This window comes from Photobacterium carnosum (genome assembly GCF_002849605.1).
Lineage (GTDB): Bacteria > Pseudomonadota > Gammaproteobacteria > Enterobacterales > Vibrionaceae > Photobacterium > Photobacterium carnosum.
Window position 1 is genome coordinate 67946 of record NZ_NPIB01000006.1, and the last position, 23092, is coordinate 91037.

At 40.8% G+C, this 23092-nt stretch carries 17 protein-coding genes; 3 read left to right on the forward strand and 14 right to left on the reverse strand.

Annotated elements, in window-relative coordinates:
- Positions 1-61: 61 nt before the first annotated feature.
- From glmM to rlmE, 4 genes are all read right to left on the reverse strand, one after another.
- Entirely contained in the window at positions 62-1399 is a 1338-nt protein-coding gene (gene glmM, locus CIK00_RS07335; protein ID WP_101768249.1) for a phosphoglucosamine mutase, read from the reverse strand.
- Between the two features lie 95 nt (positions 1400-1494).
- On the reverse strand, positions 1495-2328 hold the full coding sequence (folP, locus tag CIK00_RS07340; RefSeq protein WP_101768250.1) for a dihydropteroate synthase: 834 nt from the start codon (positions 2326-2328) through the stop codon (positions 1495-1497).
- A 69-nt stretch (positions 2329-2397) separates the two neighbouring features.
- Positions 2398-4341 carry an ATP-dependent zinc metalloprotease FtsH gene (ftsH, locus tag CIK00_RS07345; protein ID WP_101768251.1) on the reverse strand — a complete coding sequence of 648 codons (1944 nt, stop codon included), beginning with the start codon at positions 4339-4341 and terminating at the stop codon, positions 2398-2400.
- A gap of 49 nt (positions 4342-4390) precedes the next feature.
- Positions 4391-5020, reverse strand: coding sequence for a 23S rRNA (uridine(2552)-2'-O)-methyltransferase RlmE (gene rlmE / locus CIK00_RS07350; RefSeq protein WP_101768252.1), 630 nt, complete (start codon positions 5018-5020; stop codon positions 4391-4393).
- 211 nt (positions 5021-5231) lie between these two features.
- Here rlmE and yhbY point away from each other — a divergent pair, with 211 nt between their 5' ends.
- Positions 5232-5528: a ribosome assembly RNA-binding protein YhbY gene (gene yhbY / locus CIK00_RS07355; RefSeq protein WP_101768253.1), complete on the forward strand. Its 297-nt coding sequence runs from the start codon at positions 5232-5234 to the stop codon at positions 5526-5528.
- A gap of 145 nt (positions 5529-5673) precedes the next feature.
- Here the strand turns inward: yhbY and greA are convergent, their stop codons facing one another.
- Positions 5674-6147, reverse strand: a complete 474-nt coding sequence (greA, locus tag CIK00_RS07360; RefSeq protein WP_101768254.1) for a transcription elongation factor GreA — start codon at positions 6145-6147, stop codon at positions 5674-5676.
- A gap of 615 nt (positions 6148-6762) precedes the next feature.
- Between greA and CIK00_RS07365 the strand changes: the two genes are divergently transcribed.
- The gene (locus tag CIK00_RS07365; RefSeq protein WP_101768255.1) at positions 6763-7827 is read left to right on the forward strand and encodes a porin; all 1065 of its coding nucleotides are present in this window, start codon (positions 6763-6765) and stop codon (positions 7825-7827) included.
- Between the two features lie 154 nt (positions 7828-7981).
- The gene (gene dacB / locus CIK00_RS07370; protein ID WP_101768256.1) at positions 7982-9385 is read left to right on the forward strand and encodes a serine-type D-Ala-D-Ala carboxypeptidase; all 1404 of its coding nucleotides are present in this window, start codon (positions 7982-7984) and stop codon (positions 9383-9385) included.
- A gap of 99 nt (positions 9386-9484) precedes the next feature.
- Here the strand turns inward: dacB and carB are convergent, their stop codons facing one another.
- The 9 genes from carB to murJ all read right to left on the reverse strand — a co-directional run bounded on the left by carB (position 9485) and on the right by murJ (position 22999).
- A complete protein-coding gene (gene carB / locus CIK00_RS07375) occupies positions 9485-12703 on the reverse strand; it encodes a carbamoyl-phosphate synthase large subunit (RefSeq protein ID WP_101768257.1) in 3219 nt (1072 codons plus the stop codon).
- A 17-nt stretch (positions 12704-12720) separates the two neighbouring features.
- The gene (gene carA / locus CIK00_RS07380) at positions 12721-13875 is read right to left on the reverse strand and encodes a glutamine-hydrolyzing carbamoyl-phosphate synthase small subunit (RefSeq protein WP_101768258.1); all 1155 of its coding nucleotides are present in this window, start codon (positions 13873-13875) and stop codon (positions 12721-12723) included.
- Positions 13876-14445: 570 nt separating this feature from the next.
- Positions 14446-15255, reverse strand: a complete 810-nt coding sequence (gene dapB, locus CIK00_RS07385) for a 4-hydroxy-tetrahydrodipicolinate reductase (protein ID WP_101768259.1) — start codon at positions 15253-15255, stop codon at positions 14446-14448.
- A 113-nt stretch (positions 15256-15368) separates the two neighbouring features.
- Positions 15369-16313, reverse strand: coding sequence for a 4-hydroxy-3-methylbut-2-enyl diphosphate reductase (ispH, locus tag CIK00_RS07390; RefSeq protein ID WP_101768260.1), 945 nt, complete (start codon positions 16311-16313; stop codon positions 15369-15371).
- A 13-nt stretch (positions 16314-16326) separates the two neighbouring features.
- Positions 16327-16761 (reverse strand): FKBP-type peptidyl-prolyl cis-trans isomerase, encoded by a 435-nt coding sequence (fkpB, locus tag CIK00_RS07395; RefSeq protein WP_101768261.1) that lies wholly within the window; start codon positions 16759-16761, stop codon positions 16327-16329.
- 156 nt (positions 16762-16917) lie between these two features.
- Positions 16918-17442 carry a signal peptidase II gene (gene lspA, locus CIK00_RS07400; protein ID WP_045036059.1) on the reverse strand — a complete coding sequence of 175 codons (525 nt, stop codon included), beginning with the start codon at positions 17440-17442 and terminating at the stop codon, positions 16918-16920.
- A complete protein-coding gene (ileS, locus tag CIK00_RS07405; RefSeq protein WP_101768262.1) occupies positions 17442-20282 on the reverse strand; it encodes an isoleucine--tRNA ligase in 2841 nt (946 codons plus the stop codon). The genes lspA and ileS overlap by 1 nt, the downstream gene beginning before the upstream one ends.
- 5 nt (positions 20283-20287) lie before the next feature.
- Positions 20288-21250, reverse strand: coding sequence for a bifunctional riboflavin kinase/FAD synthetase (gene ribF / locus CIK00_RS07410; protein WP_101768327.1), 963 nt, complete (start codon positions 21248-21250; stop codon positions 20288-20290).
- Between the two features lie 186 nt (positions 21251-21436).
- Positions 21437-22999 (reverse strand): murein biosynthesis integral membrane protein MurJ, encoded by a 1563-nt coding sequence (murJ, locus tag CIK00_RS07415; protein WP_167388534.1) that lies wholly within the window; start codon positions 22997-22999, stop codon positions 21437-21439.
- Between the last annotated feature and the right edge of the window lie 93 nt (positions 23000-23092).

The following is a 23092-nucleotide window of genomic DNA, read 5'->3' on the forward strand; positions in this document are numbered from 1 at the left end:
TAGTCAGCCATCATTTTATTGAATAATACTTAATAAATTAAGTAGTTATCAATAATTGCACTTAGCAGTTTTCTTGTACTGCTTTTGCAATATCTAATGCAAATTGCTTAACATCAGCCGCATTCTGACCTTCAACCATAACACGAATCAATGGTTCAGTGCCTGACTTACGTAATAATACGCGACCATTATCACCTAATTTTTGTTCAACCGCCTGTGTTGCTGCAATAACAGCTTCAGATTGTAGAGGATCATTCTCGCCTTTAAAGCGAATGTTTTCCAATACTTGCGGGAACATAGTCATACCATCGCTAAGCTCTTTCAAACTCATCTTGCTTGCAACAATAGAAGCCATGACCTGCAGACCAGCAACAATACCGTCACCCGTCGTTACTTTATCAAGTAGAATAACGTGGCCTGAGTTTTCAGCACCAATTAACCAATTATTTCTAAGAAGCTCTTCCATTACATAGCGGTCACCCACTTTTGCACGAACAAAAGGAATGCCTAGATTTTTAAGTGCAACTTCCATGCCCATATTGGTCATTAATGTACCAACCACGCCACCTTTTAGTTCACCACAACGTAATGCATCACGAGCAATGATATAAGCAATCTGATCACCATCAACTTTATTGCCTAACTCATCAACCATGATCACACGATCGCCATCACCATCAAGAGCAATACCAAAGTCAGCTTTTTCTTCTAATACTTTAGCTTGTAATGCTGCAACATCTGTCGCGCCCACTTTATCATTAATATTGATACCGTTTGGCTCGCAACCAATAGTAATAATTTCAGCACCTAGTTCTGTAAAAACTTTCGGTGCAATATGGTAAGTTGCACCATGCGCACAATCGACCACAATCTTAAACCCTTCAAGGCTTAAATGATTAGGGAATGTGCCTTTACAGAATTCAATATAACGCCCTGCCGCATCATCAATACGGTAAGCTTTACCTAACAATGCAGACTCAACACATGTTAATGGCTTTTCCATTTCAGCTTCGATAGCTAATTCAACATCATCCGGCAATTTTGTACCTTGAGCCGAAAAGAATTTAATACCATTATCGTGATAAGGGTTGTGTGATGCAGAAATAACAATCCCTGCTTCAGCACGGAATGTACGGGTTAAATAAGCAACAGCTGGCGTTGGCATTGGACCGGTAAATGCGGCTTTTAGACCTGCAGCTGCAAGACCTGCTTCTAATGCAGATTCCAGCATATAACCTGAAATTCGAGTATCTTTACCAATTAAGACTTTTTTAGTCCCTGTTTTCGATAATACTCGACCAGCAGCCCAACCTAATTTCATTACAAACTCAGGCGTAATTGGACCTTCACCAACCAAACCACGAATACCATCAGTACCAAAAAACTTACGTTCAGCCATTTTGCGCTCCTAGCTTTATTTTAATAAGTGTCTAGATTGTAATTAGCTTATTGCTATTATTTACAATCATTCACCGTAATAAGATTATATCTACGTTATTTAGAATACTTTGCGACCATATTACAGACCTGAACAATATCAATTGTCTCTTGTACGTCATGAACGCGAATTATTTGAGCCCCCTTCATCGCAGCAATAGTTGCACAGGCTAAACTTCCGGCAATACACTCAACCGGCGGTTTATTCAATAATTTCGATAGCATTGATTTACGAGACATTCCAACTAACAATGGCAAACCAAACTGATGAAATTGTTCAAGTTGTGCTAATAATTGATAATTATGCGCCATTGTTTTACCAAAGCCAAAACCTGGATCTAACACTAACTGTTGGCGTGCAATACCATGTTGTTCACATGCGTGAATACGTTCAACTAAAAATTGATTCACATCTGTAATCAGATCGACATAATTAGGTTCAGATTGCATTGTACGTGGTTGACCTTGCATATGCATCAAGCAGATTGGCACATTGGCCTTTGCGGCCGCTTCTAATGCACCAATATCTTGTAATGCACGCACATCATTAATTAAATCAGCGCCCGCATTAACGGCCTCCGTCATTACTTGCGCTTTACTAGTATCAATGGAAATCCAGCAATCAAACCGTTGACGAATAGCTTCTATTACAGGAATCACTCGTGCAAGTTCAGTCTCAACATTCACATCAGCGGCACCAGGTCGTGTCGACTCACCACCAATATCAATAATTGCTGTGCCCGCTTTAACCATAGATTCCACATGACGTAATGCATTCTCTAATTGATGATATTTACCACCATCAGAAAAAGAGTCAGGCGTAATATTAACAATTCCCATCACTTTGGGCGTCGTAAGATCGAGTGTTTTATTTTTACTGATTAACATCATGCTATGACTCCGCAAATTTTAACAAAAAAAAACCCCGACCTAAGTCAGGGTTTTCTATTTACTTAGCAATTATGCTTGAGGCTTACTATCTGTATCATCTTTCTCAGATAGTGCATCAATACCATCACCGATTGGCTCATCAGGAGCAATTTCAGTTTCAGGGGCATTACGCAACGTATCACCATCATCAATCCAACCTTTTGGCGAACGAATTACAGCTTTACGTTCCATTAAGTCATCAATCTGACCCGCGTCAATGGTTTCATATTTCATCAATGCATCTTTCATTGAATGCATGATATCTATATTATCAGCCAAAATTTGACGAGCGCGTTGATAATTACGATCGATTAGAATACGAACTTCAGTATCAATCAGCTTCGCTGTGTCATCAGACATATGCTTACTTTGTGTTACTGAACGACCAAGGAATACTTCACCTTCGTCTTCTGCGTATAATAATGGACCTAATTTGTCAGAGAAGCCCCACTGAGTCACCATCTTACGTGCAATATCAGTTGCACGTTCAATATCGTTCGATGCACCTGTTGATACTTTCTCACGACCATAGATAAGCTCTTCAGCCAGACGACCACCGTAAAGACTTGAAATCATAGATTCTAAGAATTCACGAGAATGACTTACACGATCTTTCTCAGGCAAATACATTGTCACACCCAATGCACGACCACGCGGAATAATTGATACTTTATATACTGGATCGTGATCCGGTACTAAACGACCAATAATCGCGTGACCCGCTTCGTGGTATGCCGTTGAAGCCTTCTGATCTTCAGACATCACCATTGATTTGCGCTCAGCGCCCATCATAATTTTGTCTTTTGCTAGTTCAAATTCAATCATTGCAACAACATTCTTGTCACCACGAGCAGCAAATAATGCAGCTTCGTTAACAAGGTTAGCAAGATCGGCACCAGAGAATCCGGGTGTACCACGAGCGATTAATGATGGATTAACATCACCATCTAACGGTACTTTACGCATGTGAACTTTAAGAATCTGCTCACGACCACGTACATCGGGAAGACCAACAACTACTTGACGGTCAAAACGACCAGGACGAAGTAAGGCTGGGTCTAGTACATCTGGACGGTTAGTTGCAGCAATAACGATAATACCTTCATTACCTTCAAAACCATCCATTTCAACGAGCATCTGGTTTAGTGTTTGTTCACGTTCATCATTACCACCACCAACACCAGCACCACGTTGACGACCTACAGCATCTATTTCATCAATAAAGATAATACAAGGCGCTGCTTTTTTCGCTTGTTCAAACATGTCACGGACACGAGATGCACCCACACCAACGAACATTTCAACAAAGTCAGAACCAGAAATAGTAAAGAACGGTACTTTAGCTTCACCAGCAATCGCTTTTGCCAATAAAGTTTTACCCGTACCAGGAGGACCAACCATTAATACACCAGTTGGAATTCTACCACCTAGTTTCTGGAAACGGCTCGGATCACGTAAGTAATCAACCAGTTCTTTAACGTCTTCTTTAGCTTCATCACAACCCGCTACATCAGCAAATGTTGTTTTGATTTGATCTTCGCCCATCATTCGAGCTTTCGATTTACCGAACGACATTGCACCTTTGCCACCGCCGCCCTGCATTTGACGCATGAAGAAAATCCAAACACCAATAAGCAATAACATTGGGAACCACGAAATGAAGATTGAAGCTAAAAGGCTTGGCTCTTCCGGTGGTGTACCTTGTACTTGTACGTTTGCGTTAATAAGATCGTCTAACAGCTTAGGATCATTTGCAACAGGTAAGTATGTTACATAGTTCGCATTATCACGTTTGGTTACTGTGATTTTACGATCATTGAATTGTACTTCCTTTATTTGATCCTGACCAATTTGACGGACAAATGTCGTATAATCGACTAGGCCCTTAGTACTATTACTGTTAGTTCCGAAACTCTGAAATACAGACATAAGAACAACTGCAATGACCAGCCATAAAATCAAGTTTTTTGCCATGTCACTCAAGGGGTTAACCTCGCGATAACTAAAAGATGAATGTAGGTTACTACAGTTTGTAACCTGTAGCCACAATATAGACTTCACGCGAACGATCTCGTGAGGAATCTGGTTTACGAATTTTGACCACCTTAAACATACTACGAATATCAGCTAGGTATTGATCAAAGCCTTCACCTTGAAAAACTTTTACCGTAAAACTGCCATTCGGTGCAAGTACTTGTCGACACATATCTAATGCAAGTTCAACAAGGTACATCGCTCGAGGTTGATCGGATGCAAGATTACCACTTATATTAGGTGCCATATCAGACATTACCACATCGACCATTTCTGGTTTAATGCGTGTTAATAAAGCCTCTAATACTGCTTCTTCACGAAAATCACCTTGAAGGAAATTAACCCCTGGCAGTGAATCCATTGGCAAAATATCACAAGCGATGACCTGTCCTTCATCACCTACTATTTCTGCCGCATACTGTGACCAACCGCCTGGTGCAGCACCTAGGTCAACCACTGTCATGCCTGGTTTTAACAATTTATCTTTATTTTGAATTTCTTCAATTTTAAAGAAAGCCCGCGAACGATAACCTCGTTTTTGTGCTTCTAGTACATATTTATCATCAAAATGTTCTTTTAACCACCGGCCTGAGCTAGCGGATCGTTTTTTTTTACTCATGCTAAACCTAGTGTGTTGCCATTCTTAGTAAGTATACGTCGGCTAAAGATTTTATCGCATCTAATTCATTAAATATCATCCTAAAAATGTGCAGTAAACCATAATCACTGTAAATTTCAGGCCTTCATTGATTAAACAAATTAGTCTTCTAGTCTAGATGGCGGTAGAATGTCGCGTTTTCAACCCTTGTAACTAAAAAAATAGAGTCATAATGAATCTAAGCACAAAACAAAAGCAATTCCTAAAAGGTCTCGCTCACAATTTAAAACCTGTTGTTCTTATGGGCTCAAACGGTCTTACTGAAGCAGTATTAGCCGAAATCGACCTAGCGTTAAACCACCATGAACTTATTAAAGTGAAAGTGGCTTCTGAAGAACGTGAAACTAAGCTTTTAATCGTTGACGCTATTGTTCGCGAAACTAAAGCTGATAAAGTACAAGTCATCGGTAAAACATTAGTGCTATACCGCCAGACTGAAGCACGTAAAATCGAGCTTCCTCGCAAATAAAAAAGGCCGCCTAGCGGCCTTTTTTATAGCTGTCGTTGGCAAGAATATCTATTTGCTAACGACAAACTTTACCGTTATTAATAAGTTAACGTTTATTTGTCAAACATAGTCTATATCTTTATTTACTACAAATGACAACTAAACATTAAATGTATTGTACATCCATTATTTCAAATTCTTTTAAGCCGCCAGGTGTAGTAATTTGTACTTCATCCCCCGTTAACTTACCAATTAAGCCACGTGCAATCGGAGAGTTAATTGAAATTAAGTTTTGCTTAATATCAGCTTCATCATCACCCACGATACAATATGTCATTTCTTTATCGCTATCTAAATCTAACAATTTGATAGTCGTACCAAAAATAATCTTACCTGTATTCGCTAATGTAGTTATATCAATAACCTGTGCCACTGATAACTTATATTCAATATCTCGAATTTGCGCTTCACAAATACCCTGCTCTTCACGTGCAGCATGGTACTCAGCGTTTTCCTTTAAGTCACCAAGTTCACGTGCTTCAGCAATTGCTTGAGAAATCAACGGACGACGCTTCAATAATACCTCAAGTTCTTTAAGCAGCTTTTGTTCGCCACGAACAGTCATTGGTACTTTTTCCATAAATAAATAGCCTCTGTAACCTGATAGCGCTCGCCAATTTCAGGTAAATAGCGTCAATCTAACTTTAATAGCTAGCCTGACAAAATAAAAATGATTTGGGTTATTTTAAACAAAGATGACCAAGAGATCATCATAGATAAATGATAATCCGCATTTAACTGTTATTTATCGACTAATTATTAGTTACAGCAACGATAAAAATAGCCCTAGTGAATATTGAAACCAATAATAACACCCACTATTTTTTGTTAGTACTTACTCACTACTGTATTTTTAATCGATAACAGTATAAAGAAATCCTTTACGGAATATTTTTTAAAGCGTGTTTAATCACACTTTTACAAATAAAAATAACTATTTCAAAGATAAAAAAAAGATATCTTTCTAAATATAACTAAAATATAAAAAATAATGAGAACTTTTACTTATTTAGCTAACACATTGATTAAATGCATTATAAATATCATTAAAAGACTAAAAACAATCCGTTTAAACTATTTTTTAGCTTTTTTTACTAACAAATTATCAGTGACCCAAGTAAAAAGAACACCATAACATTTAATAAAAAAATGTAACTTATAAAAAAACTACATATTACATATAAAGGATTCGGTAATGAACAAGAACCTAATTGCTCTAGCAGTAGCAGCAGCGACTTTCTCTGGCGCAGCATCAGCGGCAACAGTTTATTCAGACGACACTTCTAGCTTAGCTATCGGCGGCCGTGTAGAAGCTCGCGCACTACTTTCTGAGAATGCTAAAGGTAACACTGATGTATCAGAAGCTCTTCAACAACAAACAAGCAACGATGTAACAGACATCTCACGTGTACGTGTAAACATTGATGCTAAAACTCAAATTGCTGATGGCGTACAGGGTGTCGGTTTCTTTGAGCGCGAATTCAAAGCTGATAATAGCAATGATGAAAATCGTTACATGTACGCCGGTGTAAACAGCGATAAGTACGGCCAGATCGTTTACGGTAAAGCCGACGGTTCACTAGGTATGCTAACTGATTTCACTGACATCATGGCATATGCAGGTTCTGTTGTTGGTGGTACTAAACTAGCAGTAGCTGATCGTACTACAAACAACCTTTCTTATGTTGGCACATTCAGCAACTTAACATTTAAAGCAAACTACGTATTTGATGGCGCAGCATATAATGACGATGGTAAGAAAACAGACCAATCTGGTTTCTCAACTGCCGCTAAATACACTGTAGGCGATACAGGCCTTGCTCTTGGTGTTGGTTATGCACAACAAAAAGATCAAACTGCAGCAAATGACGCAGTAAACCAAACATCTAAACAAACTTTCGCAGTAGCATCTTACACTATTGGCGACCTATACTTCGGTGGTCTATACAAATACGGTCACCGTGATGCAACTAACCTTGTAAATGGCGATCTAACAGATTCTCAAGGTTACGAATTTGCAGCTGCATATACTATGGGCAAAACAGTATTCACTACTACTTACGGCTTCATGAAAGATGAGCGTAACACAAGCGGTGATTACGACGAATTAGCAAATGCACTATCTGTCGACGGTACTTACTACTTCAACAGCAACTTCCGTACTTACGCTTCTTACACATTCAACATGCTTGATAAGAACAAAGTAGGTAAAGTTGCAGCTTCTGACCAGGTTGTTCTAGGTGCTCGTTACGACTTCTAATTTTAATAATTAAAAGCGTACCAAAAAAGCGTCGACCTCGGTCGGCGCTTTTTGTTATTTAATCGCAACTGAACACTTAGGCGGTACATTTTTACTCAGCACACTAAAAAAGCTATCATTACGACTCATTTTATTTATAAAAATATGCCTTGATATGCTTAAACGACTTATTTGTTCCGCCTTGCTACTAACAAGCATGCCTTCATTTGCTGCGTTTGCGCCTCAGCAAGCCCTCAAGCAATTACCAACAGGTAGTGACGCCTCACTATTAGTTGTTAACCCTACGACTAACAAGGTTATCTACCAGCACCAAGCAAGTCATCTTCAAGCCCCGGCTAGCACGCAAAAATTATTAACAGCACTTGCGGCTAAATTATATTTAGGTAATGACTTCCGTTTTAGCACTAACCTTGAAACCCAAGGTAATAATGTTATTTTAGATTTTAATGGTGATCCAACATTAAAAAGTAGTGATATTACCAATCTGTTACGTCAACTCAAACAACAAGGCGTTAACACCATTAAAGGTAATCTTTATCTTAATGGCGGCCACTTTACTGGCTTTGAACATGCCGTTGGTTCACCGTGGGATATGCTGACACAGTGCTATAGTGCGCCATCAAGTAGTATTACTTTAGAACATAACTGTTTTGAAGGTGCTTTATATTCAAATATGGCTTTTGGCGCAAAAACACGACTTCATGTACCTAGCCACCAGCCTATAACCGCTATTAGCGACGCACTTGTAGTTACTAAAGCGCAACAAAAAGAACAATTTTGTGAATTATCATTACAAGCGAATGATAATAATAGCTACCACATAACAGGTTGCACTCAACCAAAGAAAGATCCACTACCACTTCGGTTTGCGGTTCAAAATACCACCCTATATTCTACAGCAATCATCAAACAACAATTGAAACGTGCTGGTATACGTTTAGATGGCAAAATTTTACGTAATGACACCATTACAGGTAAGATTGTTGCCACCCATCAATCCGCACCGTTAACCACCCTGCTGTATATTATGCTGAAACGCTCAGATAATTTATTTGCCGATAACCTTGCGAAAACCATGGGCGCTAAATACTTTAATCAAGCAGGTAGTTATACCAATGGTGTTGCGGCTATTAAGGCAATTCTAAAACAAAAAGCCAATATTGATTTATCTAACACTATCATGGTTGATGGTTCAGGTTTATCACGCAATAACCGTTTAAATACCCATGATTTAATGGAAGTGCTTACTTACATTTATCATCATCCTAAACTAGGATTAATCACTGATTTACCCGTTGCAGGTAAAAGTGGCACCCTTCAATATCGTAAAAGTGTCCGTAATTCACCGTTAAAAGATCATATTATTGCTAAAACAGGATCGTTATTTGGTACTTATAACCTTGCCGGTATTATTAAAACCAAATCAGGCCAACCATTATTGTTTGTACAGCTGGTAACTAACTATTACCCAACAGAGGCTGAATTAAAAGCCAGCCCGTTACCGCCAATCAATCAATTTGAAAAACAATACTATACGTCGCTATATAATAATTACTGATTGAAATTAACGTGGTAGTCGTTTAATACACCAATAAAAAAAGCCGATCATTTTCATGATCGGCTTTTTATTACCATTAACAATCGTATCGCAATACGATTATTTAATCATTGCATGCCACTCTTGAATCGAGGTTACGGTATTACGATCGTCGGCAGTGTGTGCCAGACAAGTCGCAAAACCTGCATTCAACGTCGTGGTGTAATTCACTTTTTCAGCCAATGCACTACGACGAAGAACTTTAGAATCTTCAATTGCTTGGCGACCTTCAGCCGTGTTCACAATATAGGTGTATTCATTATTCTTAATACGGTCAAGAATATGAGGGCGACCTTCTTGAACTTTGTTTACCAAGCGAGGGTTAATTCCCGCTTCACCCAACACAACCGCGGTTCCATGAGTCGCATCGAGTTGATAACCTAGTTTAATTAACTTAGACGCTAAATCAACTACGCGTTTCTTATCCCCATCACGTACAGAAAGCAATGCCCGGCCTGATGATGGATACTCTTTACCACAACCTAACTCAGCTTTAGCAAACGCTTCTGCAAACGTATTACCAATCCCCATGACTTCACCCGTTGAGCGCATTTCAGGGCCTAACAATGGGTCAACACCAGGGAATTTATTAAACGGTAATACCACTTCTTTTACTGAGTAATAAGGTGGAATAACTTCTTTAGTAAAACCTTGTGAATCAAGAGATTGACCCGCCATCACACGAGCCGCTATTTTTGCAACTGGTACGCCTGTCGCTTTTGAAACAAACGGTACGGTACGCGCAGCACGAGGGTTAACTTCAATTAAATAAACTTCGTTATCTTTTACTGCAAACTGGGTATTCATCAAACCGCGAACCCCAAGTTCAAATGCCAAGTTCTTCACTTGCTCACGCATTACGTCTTGAATTTCTTTACTTAGCGTATAAGCAGGTAATGAACATGCAGAGTCACCAGAGTGAACACCCGCTTGCTCAATGTGCTCCATAATGCCACAAATCACCACTTGCTCACCGTCACAAATCGCATCAACGTCAACTTCAATTGCATCATCAAGGAAACGGTCAAGCAATACTGGTGATTCGTTTGAAACACTCACCGCTTCATTAAAGTAACGACGTAAATCTTGCTCATCGTACACAATTTCCATCGCGCGACCGCCAAGTACATATGATGGACGCACAACTAATGGGAAACCGATGATTTTTGACTTCTCAATCGCTTGTTCCATCGCTGTAACGGTTGCGTTTTCTGGCTGTAATAAACCTAAACGGTCAACAGCTTGCTGGAAACGTTCACGATCTTCAGCGCGGTCAATGGCATCAGGGCTAGTACCAATAATCGGTACACCAGCAGCTTCTAATGCGCGCGCTAATTTAAGGGGTGTTTGACCACCGTATTGCACAATCACACCTTTTGGTTTTTCAACACGTACAATCGCTAATACATCTTCCAGTGTGACAGGTTCAAAATATAAACGGTCAGAGGTATCGTAGTCAGTTGATACTGTCTCTGGGTTACAGTTAACCATGATAGTTTCATAACCATCTTCACGTAATGCTAGTGATGCATGTACACAACAATAGTCAAATTCAATACCTTGACCGATACGGTTAGGGCCACCACCGATAATCATGATTTTTTCTTTGGTGGTTGGATTTGCTTCACATTCGTCATCGTATGATGAGTACATGTAAGCGGTATCTGATGAAAATTCAGCGGCACAGGTATCAACACGCTTGTACACGGGATGAATATTGAATTGGTCACGCAGCTTACGAATTTCAGCTTCAGCGACACCTAATATTTTCGCTAAACGCGCATCTGCAAAACCTTTACGTTTTAGACTGCGCAATGCTTGTTCATTTAAACCAGCAAAACCCGCCGCTTTAACACGCGCTTCATCTTTTACGATATCTTCAATTTGAACCAAGAACCAACGGTCAATATTGGTTAGATTAAAAATACCATCGACTGACATACCTGCACGGAAAGCATCTGCGATATACCAAATACGCTCAGCACCCGCGGCTTTTAATTCATAACGAATTTTACTCATTGCATTCGGTTCATCAAGATCAACCATCTCGTCAAAACCTGTCGCACCAACTTCTAGACCGCGTAATGCTTTATGCAATGACTCTTGTTGATTTCGACCAATCGCCATTACTTCACCGACAGACTTCATCTGGGTGGTAAGACGGTCATTAGCACCCACAAACTTTTCAAAGTTAAAGCGCGGGATCTTAGTTACAACATAATCAATGGTTGGTTCAAATGACGCTGGCGTTGCGCCACCTGTAATATCATTCATCAATTCATCAAGGGTAAAACCAATCGCCAGTTTTGCCGCAATTTTAGCAATCGGGAAGCCTGTCGCTTTAGAGGCTAATGCTGATGAACGTGATACACGAGGATTCATCTCGATAATAACCATACGGCCATCTTGAGGATTAATACCAAACTGAACGTTTGAACCGCCCGTTTCAACACCAATTTCACGTAACACCGCTAGCGATGCATTACGCATTAATTGGTATTCTTTATCCGTTAGGGTTTGAGCCGGAGCAACGGTGATTGAGTCACCAGTATGAATACCCATTGGGTCAAAATTTTCAATCGCACACACGATGATACAGTTATCGTTTTTATCACGAACCACTTCCATCTCATATTCTTTCCAGCCAATCAGTGATTCATCAATCAACAACTCACTTGTTGGTGATAAATCTAAGCCGCGTGAACAGATATCTTCAAATTCTTCTTTATTGTATGCAATGCCGCCACCAGTACCGCCCATCGTAAATGACGGACGAATAATACAAGGGAAGCCCACCATATCGAGCACTTTATAGGCTTCTTCCATGGTAGTTGCAGTATCCGCACGAGGACACTCAAGACCGATAGACTTCATTGCTTTATCAAAACGTGAACGATTTTCAGCTTTATCAATTGCGTCAGCTGTCGCACCAATCATTTCGACATTAAATTCTTTTAATACGCCATACTTTTCAAGATCTAAGGCACAGTTAAGTGCAGTTTGGCCACCCATCGTTGGCAACACTGCATCTGGACGTTCTTTTTCGATGATCTTGCGTACTACTTCCCAGTGAATAGGCTCTATATATGTAGCATCCGCCATATCAGGGTCGGTCATGATCGTTGCAGGGTTTGAGTTAACCAGAATAACGCGATAACCCTCTTCACGCAGCGCTTTACATGCTTGTGCACCAGAGTAGTCGAATTCACACGCTTGACCGATAACAATCGGACCAGCACCTAAGATTAATACACTTTTAATGTCAGTACGTTTTGGCATTTTTTACTACTCCCGGCTTAGGCGTTGCATGCTTCATTAATAGAAAGCTTTATTAATTCGATAAAATGATCAAATAGTGGTGCTGCATCATGAGGACCAGGGCTTGCTTCTGGATGGCCTTGGAAACTAAATGCAGGCTTGTCGGTACGATGGATACCTTGTAGAGAGCCATCAAACAGGGATTTATGTGTTGCACGTAAATTTTCAGGTAATGTTGCTTCATCAGCCGCAAAACCATGGTTCTGGCTGGTGATCATCACCACATCACGTTCAAGATCTTTTACTGGATGGTTAGCACCATGATGACCAAATTTCATTTTTACGGTTTTAGCACCGCTCGCTAAGGCTAAAATCTGGTGTCCAAGACAGATACCAAAAATCGGTATATTTTTATCTAGGAAAACTTTGGTTGCTTCAATCGCATAAGTACATGGCGCGGGGTCACCGGGTCCATTTGATAAGAAAATACCATCTGGATTTAATGCCAACACGTCTTCTGCTGTTGTTTGTGCAGGAACAACCGTTAGACGGCAGCCACGATCAACCAACATCCGTAGAATATTTCTTTTCGCACCAAAGTCATAAGCGACAACATGGTACGGTAGTTCACTGTCATCTTTCGCCGCAGGCAAGCCACCGGTTAATGTCCATGAACCTTGTTTCCAGCTGTAAGTTTCATTGGTGGTCACTTCTTTCGCTAAATCCATCCCTTTAAGACCAGGAAATGCTTGAGCTTGAGCAAGTGCCGCTGCTTCATCTAGGTTATTACCCGCAACGATACATCCGTTTTGAGCACCTTTTTCACGTAAAATTCGCGTTAGTTTACGCGTATCAATATCAGCGATACCCACGACATTTTGCGATTTAAGATAATCAGAAAGGGATTGTTCACTGCGGAAATTGGAAGCGATAAGAGGAAGATCACGAATTACCAAACCTTGAGCATGAATTGCCGTTGATTCTTCGTCTTCAGTATTGGTACCGGTATTGCCAATATGGGGATAGGTAAGAGTTACGATCTGTTGCGAGTAAGAGGGGTCAGTGATAATTTCTTGATACCCCGTCATCGAGGTATTAAAAACAACTTCACCAACAGCCGAACCATCTGCCCCAATGGACACGCCGCGGAACACTGTCCCATCTTCAAGGACTAACAGCGCAGATTTGCTCAAGACAACCTCCAAAAAATAAAAATGCAATTAAAACAGATAAACTTGCAACTACCCATTCCATTTAACGCCAAAAACCTTCAACTACTGATTTTTGACAAATTGCGCAAATTCTATGGATCAGTTAGCAATCTGTCAACATTTAACCATAATTAAATTTAAAAAATCACATCAAACCACAATATTTCAACTCAAACCCTGTAAATGACAACTTTCATTGCAGGTTTAAGACCATACAATAACATTCATTAAAATGTAATCGATTGCCTAGGTTGCAAATACGTTACTTTAAATTAAAATTACACGCAAACGATAAAACACGCAGAGTTATGTCAAACAAATACCGATCTAATTACAAAAGCCAGTCGTAATGCAAATAAAAACAACAAAACATTGCCTTTTTCAACCCTTTCATTATGGTTAACATTACAAGCAATAATCTTACCGAACGCTGACTTATTTATGCATAAAAAATCACGCACGACGCATAAAAATAATCCATTTATGATTTATTCAGGCATAAAAAAACCTGCCATTAGGCAGGTTATCGACAGTTATAATAGCATTTTATTTTTATAATCGATCCAGATCGAGTACATCGGTCATAGTATAAAAACCCGCGGGTCTCTGGCTTAGCCATGCTGCTGCACGTACTGCACCATTGGCAAATGTCATTCTGTCAGTCGCTTTATGGGTGATTTCAACCCGCTCACCAATATCAGCAAACATTGCAGTATGTTCGCCCACAATATCGCCCGCTCGAATAGTTGCAAAACCAATCTCATTTCGGCTACGTTCGCCTGTAATACCTTCACGAGAATAAACCGCGACATCACTTAACTTATTTCCCATTGCCCCCGCAATCGCTTCACCCATACCAATCGCAGTACCAGATGGCGCATCAACTTTGTGACGATGATGTGCTTCAATAATCTCAACGTCACAATAGTCACCCATCACTTTGGCGGCTTTCTCAAGTAATTTAAATACGAGATTGATACCAACACTATAATTAGGTGCCATAACAACAGCAATCTGCTCCGCAGCAGTATCAATCAATTGACGTTGCTGTTCATTAAAGCCAGTCGTGCCAATAACAATTTTTTTATGATGTTGCAGGCATAATTCAAGATTCGCTAGCGTCACTACGGGCGCAGTAAAATCAATTAACACATCAAAGTCATCAATTGCTTGGCTAAGATCATCAATAATCACCACATTCGCTAAACCAATACCAGCTAACTCGCCCGCATCAGCACCGACTAAACTTGAACCTACACGTTCAGTCGCAACGGTTAATGTCGTCGCATTTGATAATGCTGTCGCTTTAATTAACTGACGCCCCATTCGTCCGGCTGCACCGGCTATCGCAATTCTGACCATTAGCGCGTATCTCCTACACTATTCATAATAATATGTTCCACTGTAGCTTGTTGACTATCATAAAAAAAGCCCCAGTCTTCACTGAGGCTCATTGATCATGAACAAACACCGTATTAGATATTCTTTACTTGTAACTCACGCGGCACTTCAAAGAACATATTTTCTTCACGACCGGATAATTCTTCAACATCAGAAGTATTAGTAAGCTGTTTAATTCGCGCAATAATTTGATTCACTAACTCTTCAGGAGCAGATGCACCCGCGGTTACACCCACTACTTTTCTACCTTCAAGCCATTGTGGATTAATATCTTCAGCGCTATCGGTTAGATAACTAGGTGTTCCTAATTTAACCGCCAGCTCACTCAATCGATTAGAGTTTGAGGAGTTCTTAGAGCCAACCACTATCATCACATCAACCGTTGCTGCCATTTCACGCACCGCATCTTGACGATTTTGCGTTGCATAACAAATATCATCTTTACGTGGACCTTGAATGTCAGGGAACACGTGGCGTAAACGATCGATAACATCCGCCGTTTCATCAACCGATAGCGTAGTTTGGCTAACAAAATGTAAGTTTGATGGATCTTTTACCACCAACGTATCGACATCTTCTGGTTTCTCAACCAAATACATACCGCCATCATGATTAGCATATTGTCCCATCGTGCCTTCCACTTCAGGATGACCCGCATGACCAATTAACACCACTTCCATTGCTTTACGGCTAGCACGTGCCACTTCCATATGTACTTTAGTCACTAATGGGCAGGTGGCATCAAATACCGTTAACTGGCGCGCTTTGGCTTCATTTCTAACCGCTTGTGATACCCCATGAGCTGAAAATATAACAATATTATCATCAGGGACTTCACTTAATTCTTCGATAAAAATAGCACCGCGCTGTTTAAGGCCTTCAACAACAAAGCGGTTATGTACCACTTCATGACGCACATAAATAGGGGGCTGATACATTTCTAATGCACGCTCAACAATGCTAATCGCACGATCAACACCAGCACAAAAACCCCGTGGATTTGCGAGTAATATTTTCATCAATTAATGACTCTTAACGTTCAATGGAGACAACTTCAACCTCAAAGGTAACGATCTTTCCAGCTAATGGATGATTAAAATCAACCGTCACTGAATCACCCACGACTTGGGTAATTATACCGGGAATATCATGTCCATCAGGGCCAGTAAAAGCAATAATACGACCAACTTCTGCGGGAGTATCAACACTAAACTTACTCAATTCGACATGATGAATATTATTTGGATTTGAAGGGCCAAAAGCATCTTCTGGGGCTAACTCAAACTGTTTTTTCTCTCCAGCAGCTAACCCAAGTAAACATTTTTCAAAATTAGCGGTAAGGCTACCATCACCCATGCGAAAAATCACAGGTTTAGCGTTGGCAAACGTCGACTCAGCCACAGACCCATCCGCTAACTTAATCGCAAAGTGCATTAACACTTCACTGTTATCCTTGATCATCGACATATATTATTCCCTATTATTAATTACCGCTATTTAACAACAAAGAGCCGCGGGTATCAACGTATGAACACTAGGGGCTTTAACTTAACTAAGGTAATAATCAAAAAAAACGCCACCTGTAAAGACAGGCAGCGTTTCATTCTAATAACGAATTAAAACTTAGTGATCTTTAACGGTTTTATCCGCTTTAAAGCCATCAAGAATTAACAATACAGCACCTAAACAAATGGCTGAATCGGCAATGTTGAATGCAGGCCAATGATAACTACCGTAATAGAAATCAAGAAAATCGACCACAAAACCATGGTAAAGACGATCAAATAAATTACCTAATGCGCCACCAATAATCAGTGCATACGCTATATTGGCCATTTTATTGGTCACTGGTGTACGACGCATCCACATTGTCAATAAGCCACAAACACCAAACGCAATCGCAGCAAACAACCATCGTTGCCAGCCACCCGCACTACTTAAAAAACTAAATGCAGCACCAGTATTGTGCACATACAGTAAATTAAAGAAGGGCGTGATCTCAATCCGGTTTGGCCAACCATAGCCCATCGAGTCCATCACCAATAGCTTAGTGCCATTGTCGATAATAAATACCACAATCGCTAGCCATAACCAACGAATGCCTGATTGCTTAAGCGTCAACGCTTGCTGAGGTGCTGAATTAGTCATTAGGCAAATTTACGCTCTTCACCAGCGCCATCGATGTTAGTTACACAACGGCCACACACTTCTTCGTGTCCAGCAATAGTGCCTACATCAGCAACATGGTGCCAACAACGCTCACATTTCGCCGCTTCAGAAGCTTTCACTGTCACAAATAATCCTTCGATATCTGTGTCTTGTGCGCCTTCAGGCTTGCTATCAGCAACCACAACGTGTGCTTTTGATGTTAGCAATACAAAACGTAATTCGTCTTCTAGCTTATTCAATTTAGCAGCAAGTTCTGCATTCGCAGCGAGTGTGATCTCAGCTTGTAATGAACCACCAATCACTTTTTCGCTACGTGCTGTTTCAAGTAACTTGTTCACAGCACCACGAACTTGTTGGATTTCAGCCCAGAAGTCGTTGTTTAGTTCTTCATCTTCAGCAAGACCAAATAAACCATCGAACCACTCACCCGTAAACACGAATTGATCACGTTTACCTGGCATTTCGTTCCAGATTTCATCAGCCGTGAATGACATGATAGGTGCCATCCAACGAACAAGTGCTTCTACAATGTAGAAAAGCGCCGTTTGACAGCTACGTTGTGCATGACCACCACGTTTTGCTGTGTATTGACGGTCTTTAATAACGTCTAAGTAGAAAGAACCCATTTCAACTGAACAGAACTGCATTAAACGCTGGGTTACTGTGTGTAGGTTGTAGTCTTCGTATGCTTGAACGATCTCTTCTTGAGCCGCCATTGCACGACCAACAGCCCAACGATCTAACGCCACCATTTCTTCAACAGGCACACAATCCGTTTCAGGATTAAAGCCATTTAAGTTAGCTAAGAAGAAACGTGCAGTGTTACGAATACGACGGTAAGCATCAGCTGAACGCTTAAGAATTTCGTCAGAAACCGCAACTTCACCCGTGTAATCAGTTGATGCAACCCATAGACGAAGAATATCAGCACCAAGCTTGTTAGTTACATCTTTCGGTGCAACAACGTTACCCACTGATTTCGACATTTTACGGCCTTGACCGTCAACCACAAAGCCGTGTGTTAACACTTGCTTATACGGGGCTTTGTCTTTCATCGCTACCGATGTAATCAATGATGACTGGAACCAACCACGGTGTTGATCTGAACCTTCTAAGTAAAGATCAGCTGAGTGACCATTAAACTCAGGACGGCTATCAACCACAGAGAAGTGTGTAACACCTGAGTCAAACCATACATCAAGAGTATCTAATACTTTTTCGTAAATAGTGGCATCTTCTGCACTCATTACGTCAGTTAGTTCTAGATCCCACCAAGCTTGAATACCCTTTTGCTCAACAAGTTTAGCTACTTTTTCAATTAGCTCAGATGTTTGCGGGTGAAGCTCTTGGGTTTCTTTATGGATAAATAAGGCAATTGGCACACCCCAAGTACGCTGACGAGAGATACACCATTCAGGGCGACCTTCGATCATACCTTCAATGCGGCTTTGGCCCCACTCAGGCATCCATTCAACGTTCTTGGTTTCTGCTAGTGCTTTTGCGCGCAGGCCAGCTTTATCCATTGAGATAAACCATTGTGGCGTTGCACGGAAGATGATTGGTGTCTTGTGACGCCAGCAGTGTGGGTAGCTGTGGGTAATTTTAGAGAAATGTAATAATGCACCGTGTTCACGTAATACATCCACAACCCCTTCGTTCGCTTTAAATACATGTTGACCCGCAAAGATCTCAGTATCAGGTAAGTAAACACCATTGCTACCCACTGGGTTAGCAATTTCAAGGTTGTATTTTTGACCAACCACAAAGTCTTCTTGACCGTGGCCAGGTGCAGTATGTACACAACCTGTACCTGATTCAGTGGTTACGTGATCAGCAAGTACTACTGGCACATCAAAGCTGTAAAATGGGTGATTAAAGCGCATTAGCTCTAATTCTTCACCTTTACAGAAACCAAGAATTTCTGACTCTTCAAAGCCAACACGCGCCATCACGTCTTTTACAAGCTCAGCGGCAATGATTAAACGCTGTGGTTGAGTGTGAACGTCAGTAACGGGTGTTTGTACCAATGCGTATTCAAGATCAGCACTAACTGCGACAGCACGGTTAGCAGGCATTGTCCATGGTGTCGTTGTCCAAATAACAATCGACACATCGCCTTCGCCTTGGTCAGCAACACAGCCAAACTTCGCTAATACTGCTGCTTCATCTACCGCTTTAAATTTAACATCGATAGATAGCGATACTTTATCTTGGTATTCAACTTCAGCTTCAGCCAATGCAGAACCACAATCAGTACACCAGTGAACAGGTTTAAAACCTTTAAGCAGGTGATCTTTATCTGCAATTTTACCTAGCGCACGAATGATATTAGCTTCAGTGCCAAAATCCATTGTACGGTATGGTTTATCCCACTCACCTAGTACGCCTAGACGAATAAAACTTTCTTTTTGACCTTCAACTTGGCCAGCAGCATAAGCACGACATTTTTCGCGGAACTCAGCAGCTGTTAATTTTTTGCCAGGCTTACCAAATTTCTTTTCTACCATTAATTCAATCGGTAGACCGTGACAGTCCCAACCAGGAATGTACGGTGAATCAAAGCCAGAAAGTGTCTTTGACTTAATAATAATATCTTTAAGAATCTTGTTTAACGCGTGACCGATGTGAATATCACCGTTAGCGTACGGAGGGCCATCGTGTAATACGAAAGATTTTTTACCTTTCTTAGCTTTACGAATTTCACCGTAAAGATCTTCATCATACCAATGCTTAAGCATAGCAGGCTCACGTTGAGCTAGATTGCCTCGCATCGGAAACCCTGTTTCCGGTAGGTTCAGGGTATCTTTATAGTCACTCATGGATTCTAGATTCCGTTACTTGGGCGAAGTTGGACATTATTACGCTCAGACAGCCACACCCGTGCTGTTTGAGCATCTCGTTCGATTTGTAATTTTAGCGCATCGAATGATTCAAATTTTTTTTCGTCACGCAATTTATGGCGCAACACGACTTCAAGCTGACGACCATAAAGATCCGCTTGATAATCAAATAGATGTACTTCAAGTTGTTGTCGTACACCTTGTACTGTAGGTCGGTGACCAACATTAGCAACACCCGCAATAGGTGCAGCAGTAATACCTAATACCTCTACCGCATAAACGCCTGCAACAGGTGCTATACGACGTTTTAATGGGATATTAGCGGTTGGAAAGCCGATAGTACGGCCTAATTTTCTTCCGTGTGAGACTCGACCACAAATACTATATGGCCGACCAAGCATTTGTTCTACTTGATCCAATTCATTATTCGCTAAGGCGTGACGAATTGCAGTACTGCTTACTCGCTGCTCAGAAACACAAAAACTTGCCGTACTTATTACTTCAAATCCATATTTCTTGCCAGCAGCCACCAGCATCGCAAAATTACCACGTCGCTCTTGACCAAAACGAAAGTCATCACCAATAACCAGAAATTTAACACCCAATTGCTTTACCAACAAGCATTCGACGAAATATTCAGCAGTCATGGCTGCAAAATGATGATTAAAATTAACACACAATAATCGATCAATACCGACTTTTTTTAATTCTACATATTTCTCGCGAAAACGGGTCAATCGAGCTGGTGCTTTATTACCTGCAAAAAGCTCTTGCGGTTGCGGTTCAAACGTCATTACCGTGGCGGCTAATCCCATTGAATGCGCTTTAGTAATCACCTGCTTAAGCAATGTTTGATGGCCTAAATGGACGCCATCAAAATTGCCAATTGTCAGCACGCAACCATGATGGTGTGGCTGAATATTGGGTATACCTCGAATTAATTCCATAGGTAATTTAACTATGTCAGTACTCATAAGGCTATTCGCTCATCCTACAATCAGCTCACTTGTTTATATGATGATTAATAACAGCCAAAAAAATTAATAACTGCGGTAACTCATCCACCACCATTACGGCTGAAAATGTCTTTTTAGCGTAAAGCTGGTGAATTATATACTACTCGGCGGTTTCAATCAGCTATCTGCACGCAGATGACGCGGGCGAACACCTAAAATAATTGCACATAACAGGTAAATACCACTACCACCTAAAATTAAACCAAAGAGCCACGTGATACGTTCAAGCAAATGAAAAGCTAACCATTGATCAGTTGTAGGACTAAACCACAATAAACCACTCACCATCACCACACCAGCAATGACTAATCGCAACACAAACAATAATGTCTGACGACTGACACGGTAAATATTTTCTTTATGCAAACCTCGGTATAGCAACGCAGCATTAAGAAAGGCTGATAATACACTTGCAATCGATAAACCGACATAGCCATAAAAAGGAGCAAAGATACCGTTGAAGACCATATTACTGATCATGGCAATAATACCAATTTTCACCGGCGTTTTAGTATCTTGACGAGCGTAATAACCCGGCGCAAAAATTTTAATCAACATATAGTTCAGCAGACCTGCTGATACCACCCATAACGACATAGCCGTTTGGTTAACATCGTACAGGTCAAATTCACCACGCATGAACATCACCATCAACATCGGTTTGGCTAGGGTGATCATACCGAGCATCGCAGGGATACCCAATATCAACACCATTCGCACACCCCAATCCATGGTATCTGCGAATTGTTGAGGTGATTTATCAACATGTTTACGCGACAAAGCAGGCAAGATCACCGTCGCAATCGCAATACCAAACAGTCCTAATGGGAATTCTAATAAGCGATCAGAATAATATAACCAACTGATTGAACCCGTCATCAAGAAACTCGCAATCAACGTATCGAGCAATAAGTTAATTTGAGTCACTGAAACACCAAACAGAGCCGGTAGCATCAGTTTACGTATCTTCGTCACGCCAGGGTCATTCCAGCCCCATTGTGGGCGAACTAAATACCCTTCTCGATATAAAAATGGCAGTTGAAAACAAAACTGCACTAAACCACCGATAAATACCCCAAGCGCTAGACCAATTTCAGGTTTAGCCAAGTGAGGTGCAATAAACACGGCACACCCAATAATGGCAACATTAAGAAACACCGGTGTAAACGATGAAATGGCAAACTTACCAAGCGTATTTAAAATTGCACCAGATAACGCCACAAAGGTGACAAACCACAAATAAGGAAAAGTAATTTTAAGTAACAAACTGGCTAATTCGAATTTTTCAGCGCCGGGTGAAATGTTATGCATCCAATCCCAAAACCAACCAAAACCAAATAATGCTGTTACGACACCAGAACCTAAAACACCCAATAATGTCACGATGGTGACAATACCACCTAACGTACCTGCGGCACGCGCAATCAATAATCGAGTTCGATCAACATCACCTGCAGCATGGTATTCAGTTAAAACTGGTACAAAGGCTTGTGAAAAAGCGCCTTCTGCAAAAAGGCGACGTAAAAAGTTGGGAATTTTGTTGGCAAAGAAAAAAACATCGGCCGCAGCCCCTGCTCCCATTAGGTTAGCAACTACCACATCGCGCACTAAACCTAGCACTCGAGACACTAAAGTCATGGCACTAACTACCATTCCAGAGCGTAAAAGACGCTTACTCACAAAAAAACCTCATAAAAGATGTTCAGAAAGGTGACTTCTGAATCGAAATACTGGTAAAATCTGTCGCCATATTAACCGTGTTAATCCGCAAGT

Bases quoted from the DNA above. Each gene is read 5' to 3' on its own strand.
- glmM (WP_101768249.1), bottom strand. From the start codon at position 1,399: ATGGCTGAACGTAAGTTTTTTGGTACTGATGGTATTCGTGGTTTGGTT.
- folP (WP_101768250.1), bottom strand. From the start codon at position 2,328: ATGATGTTAATCAGTAAAAATAAAACACTCGATCTTACGACGCCCAAA.
- ftsH (WP_101768251.1), bottom strand. From the start codon at position 4,341: ATGGCAAAAAACTTGATTTTATGGCTGGTCATTGCAGTTGTTCTTATG.
- rlmE (WP_101768252.1), bottom strand. From the start codon at position 5,020: ATGAGTAAAAAAAAACGATCCGCTAGCTCAGGCCGGTGGTTAAAAGAA.
- yhbY (WP_101768253.1), top strand. From the start codon at position 5,232: ATGAATCTAAGCACAAAACAAAAGCAATTCCTAAAAGGTCTCGCTCAC.
- greA (WP_101768254.1), bottom strand. From the start codon at position 6,147: ATGGAAAAAGTACCAATGACTGTTCGTGGCGAACAAAAGCTGCTTAAA.
- CIK00_RS07365 (WP_101768255.1), top strand. From the start codon at position 6,763: ATGAACAAGAACCTAATTGCTCTAGCAGTAGCAGCAGCGACTTTCTCT.
- dacB (WP_101768256.1), top strand. From the start codon at position 7,982: ATGCTTAAACGACTTATTTGTTCCGCCTTGCTACTAACAAGCATGCCT.
- carB (WP_101768257.1), bottom strand. From the start codon at position 12,703: ATGCCAAAACGTACTGACATTAAAAGTGTATTAATCTTAGGTGCTGGT.
- dapB (WP_101768259.1), bottom strand. From the start codon at position 15,255: ATGGTCAGAATTGCGATAGCCGGTGCAGCCGGACGAATGGGGCGTCAG.
- ispH (WP_101768260.1), bottom strand. From the start codon at position 16,313: ATGAAAATATTACTCGCAAATCCACGGGGTTTTTGTGCTGGTGTTGAT.
- fkpB (WP_101768261.1), bottom strand. From the start codon at position 16,761: ATGTCGATGATCAAGGATAACAGTGAAGTGTTAATGCACTTTGCGATT.
- lspA (WP_045036059.1), bottom strand. From the start codon at position 17,442: ATGACTAATTCAGCACCTCAGCAAGCGTTGACGCTTAAGCAATCAGGC.
- ileS (WP_101768262.1), bottom strand. From the start codon at position 20,282: ATGAGTGACTATAAAGATACCCTGAACCTACCGGAAACAGGGTTTCCG.
- ribF (WP_101768327.1), bottom strand. From the start codon at position 21,250: ATGGAATTAATTCGAGGTATACCCAATATTCAGCCACACCATCATGGT.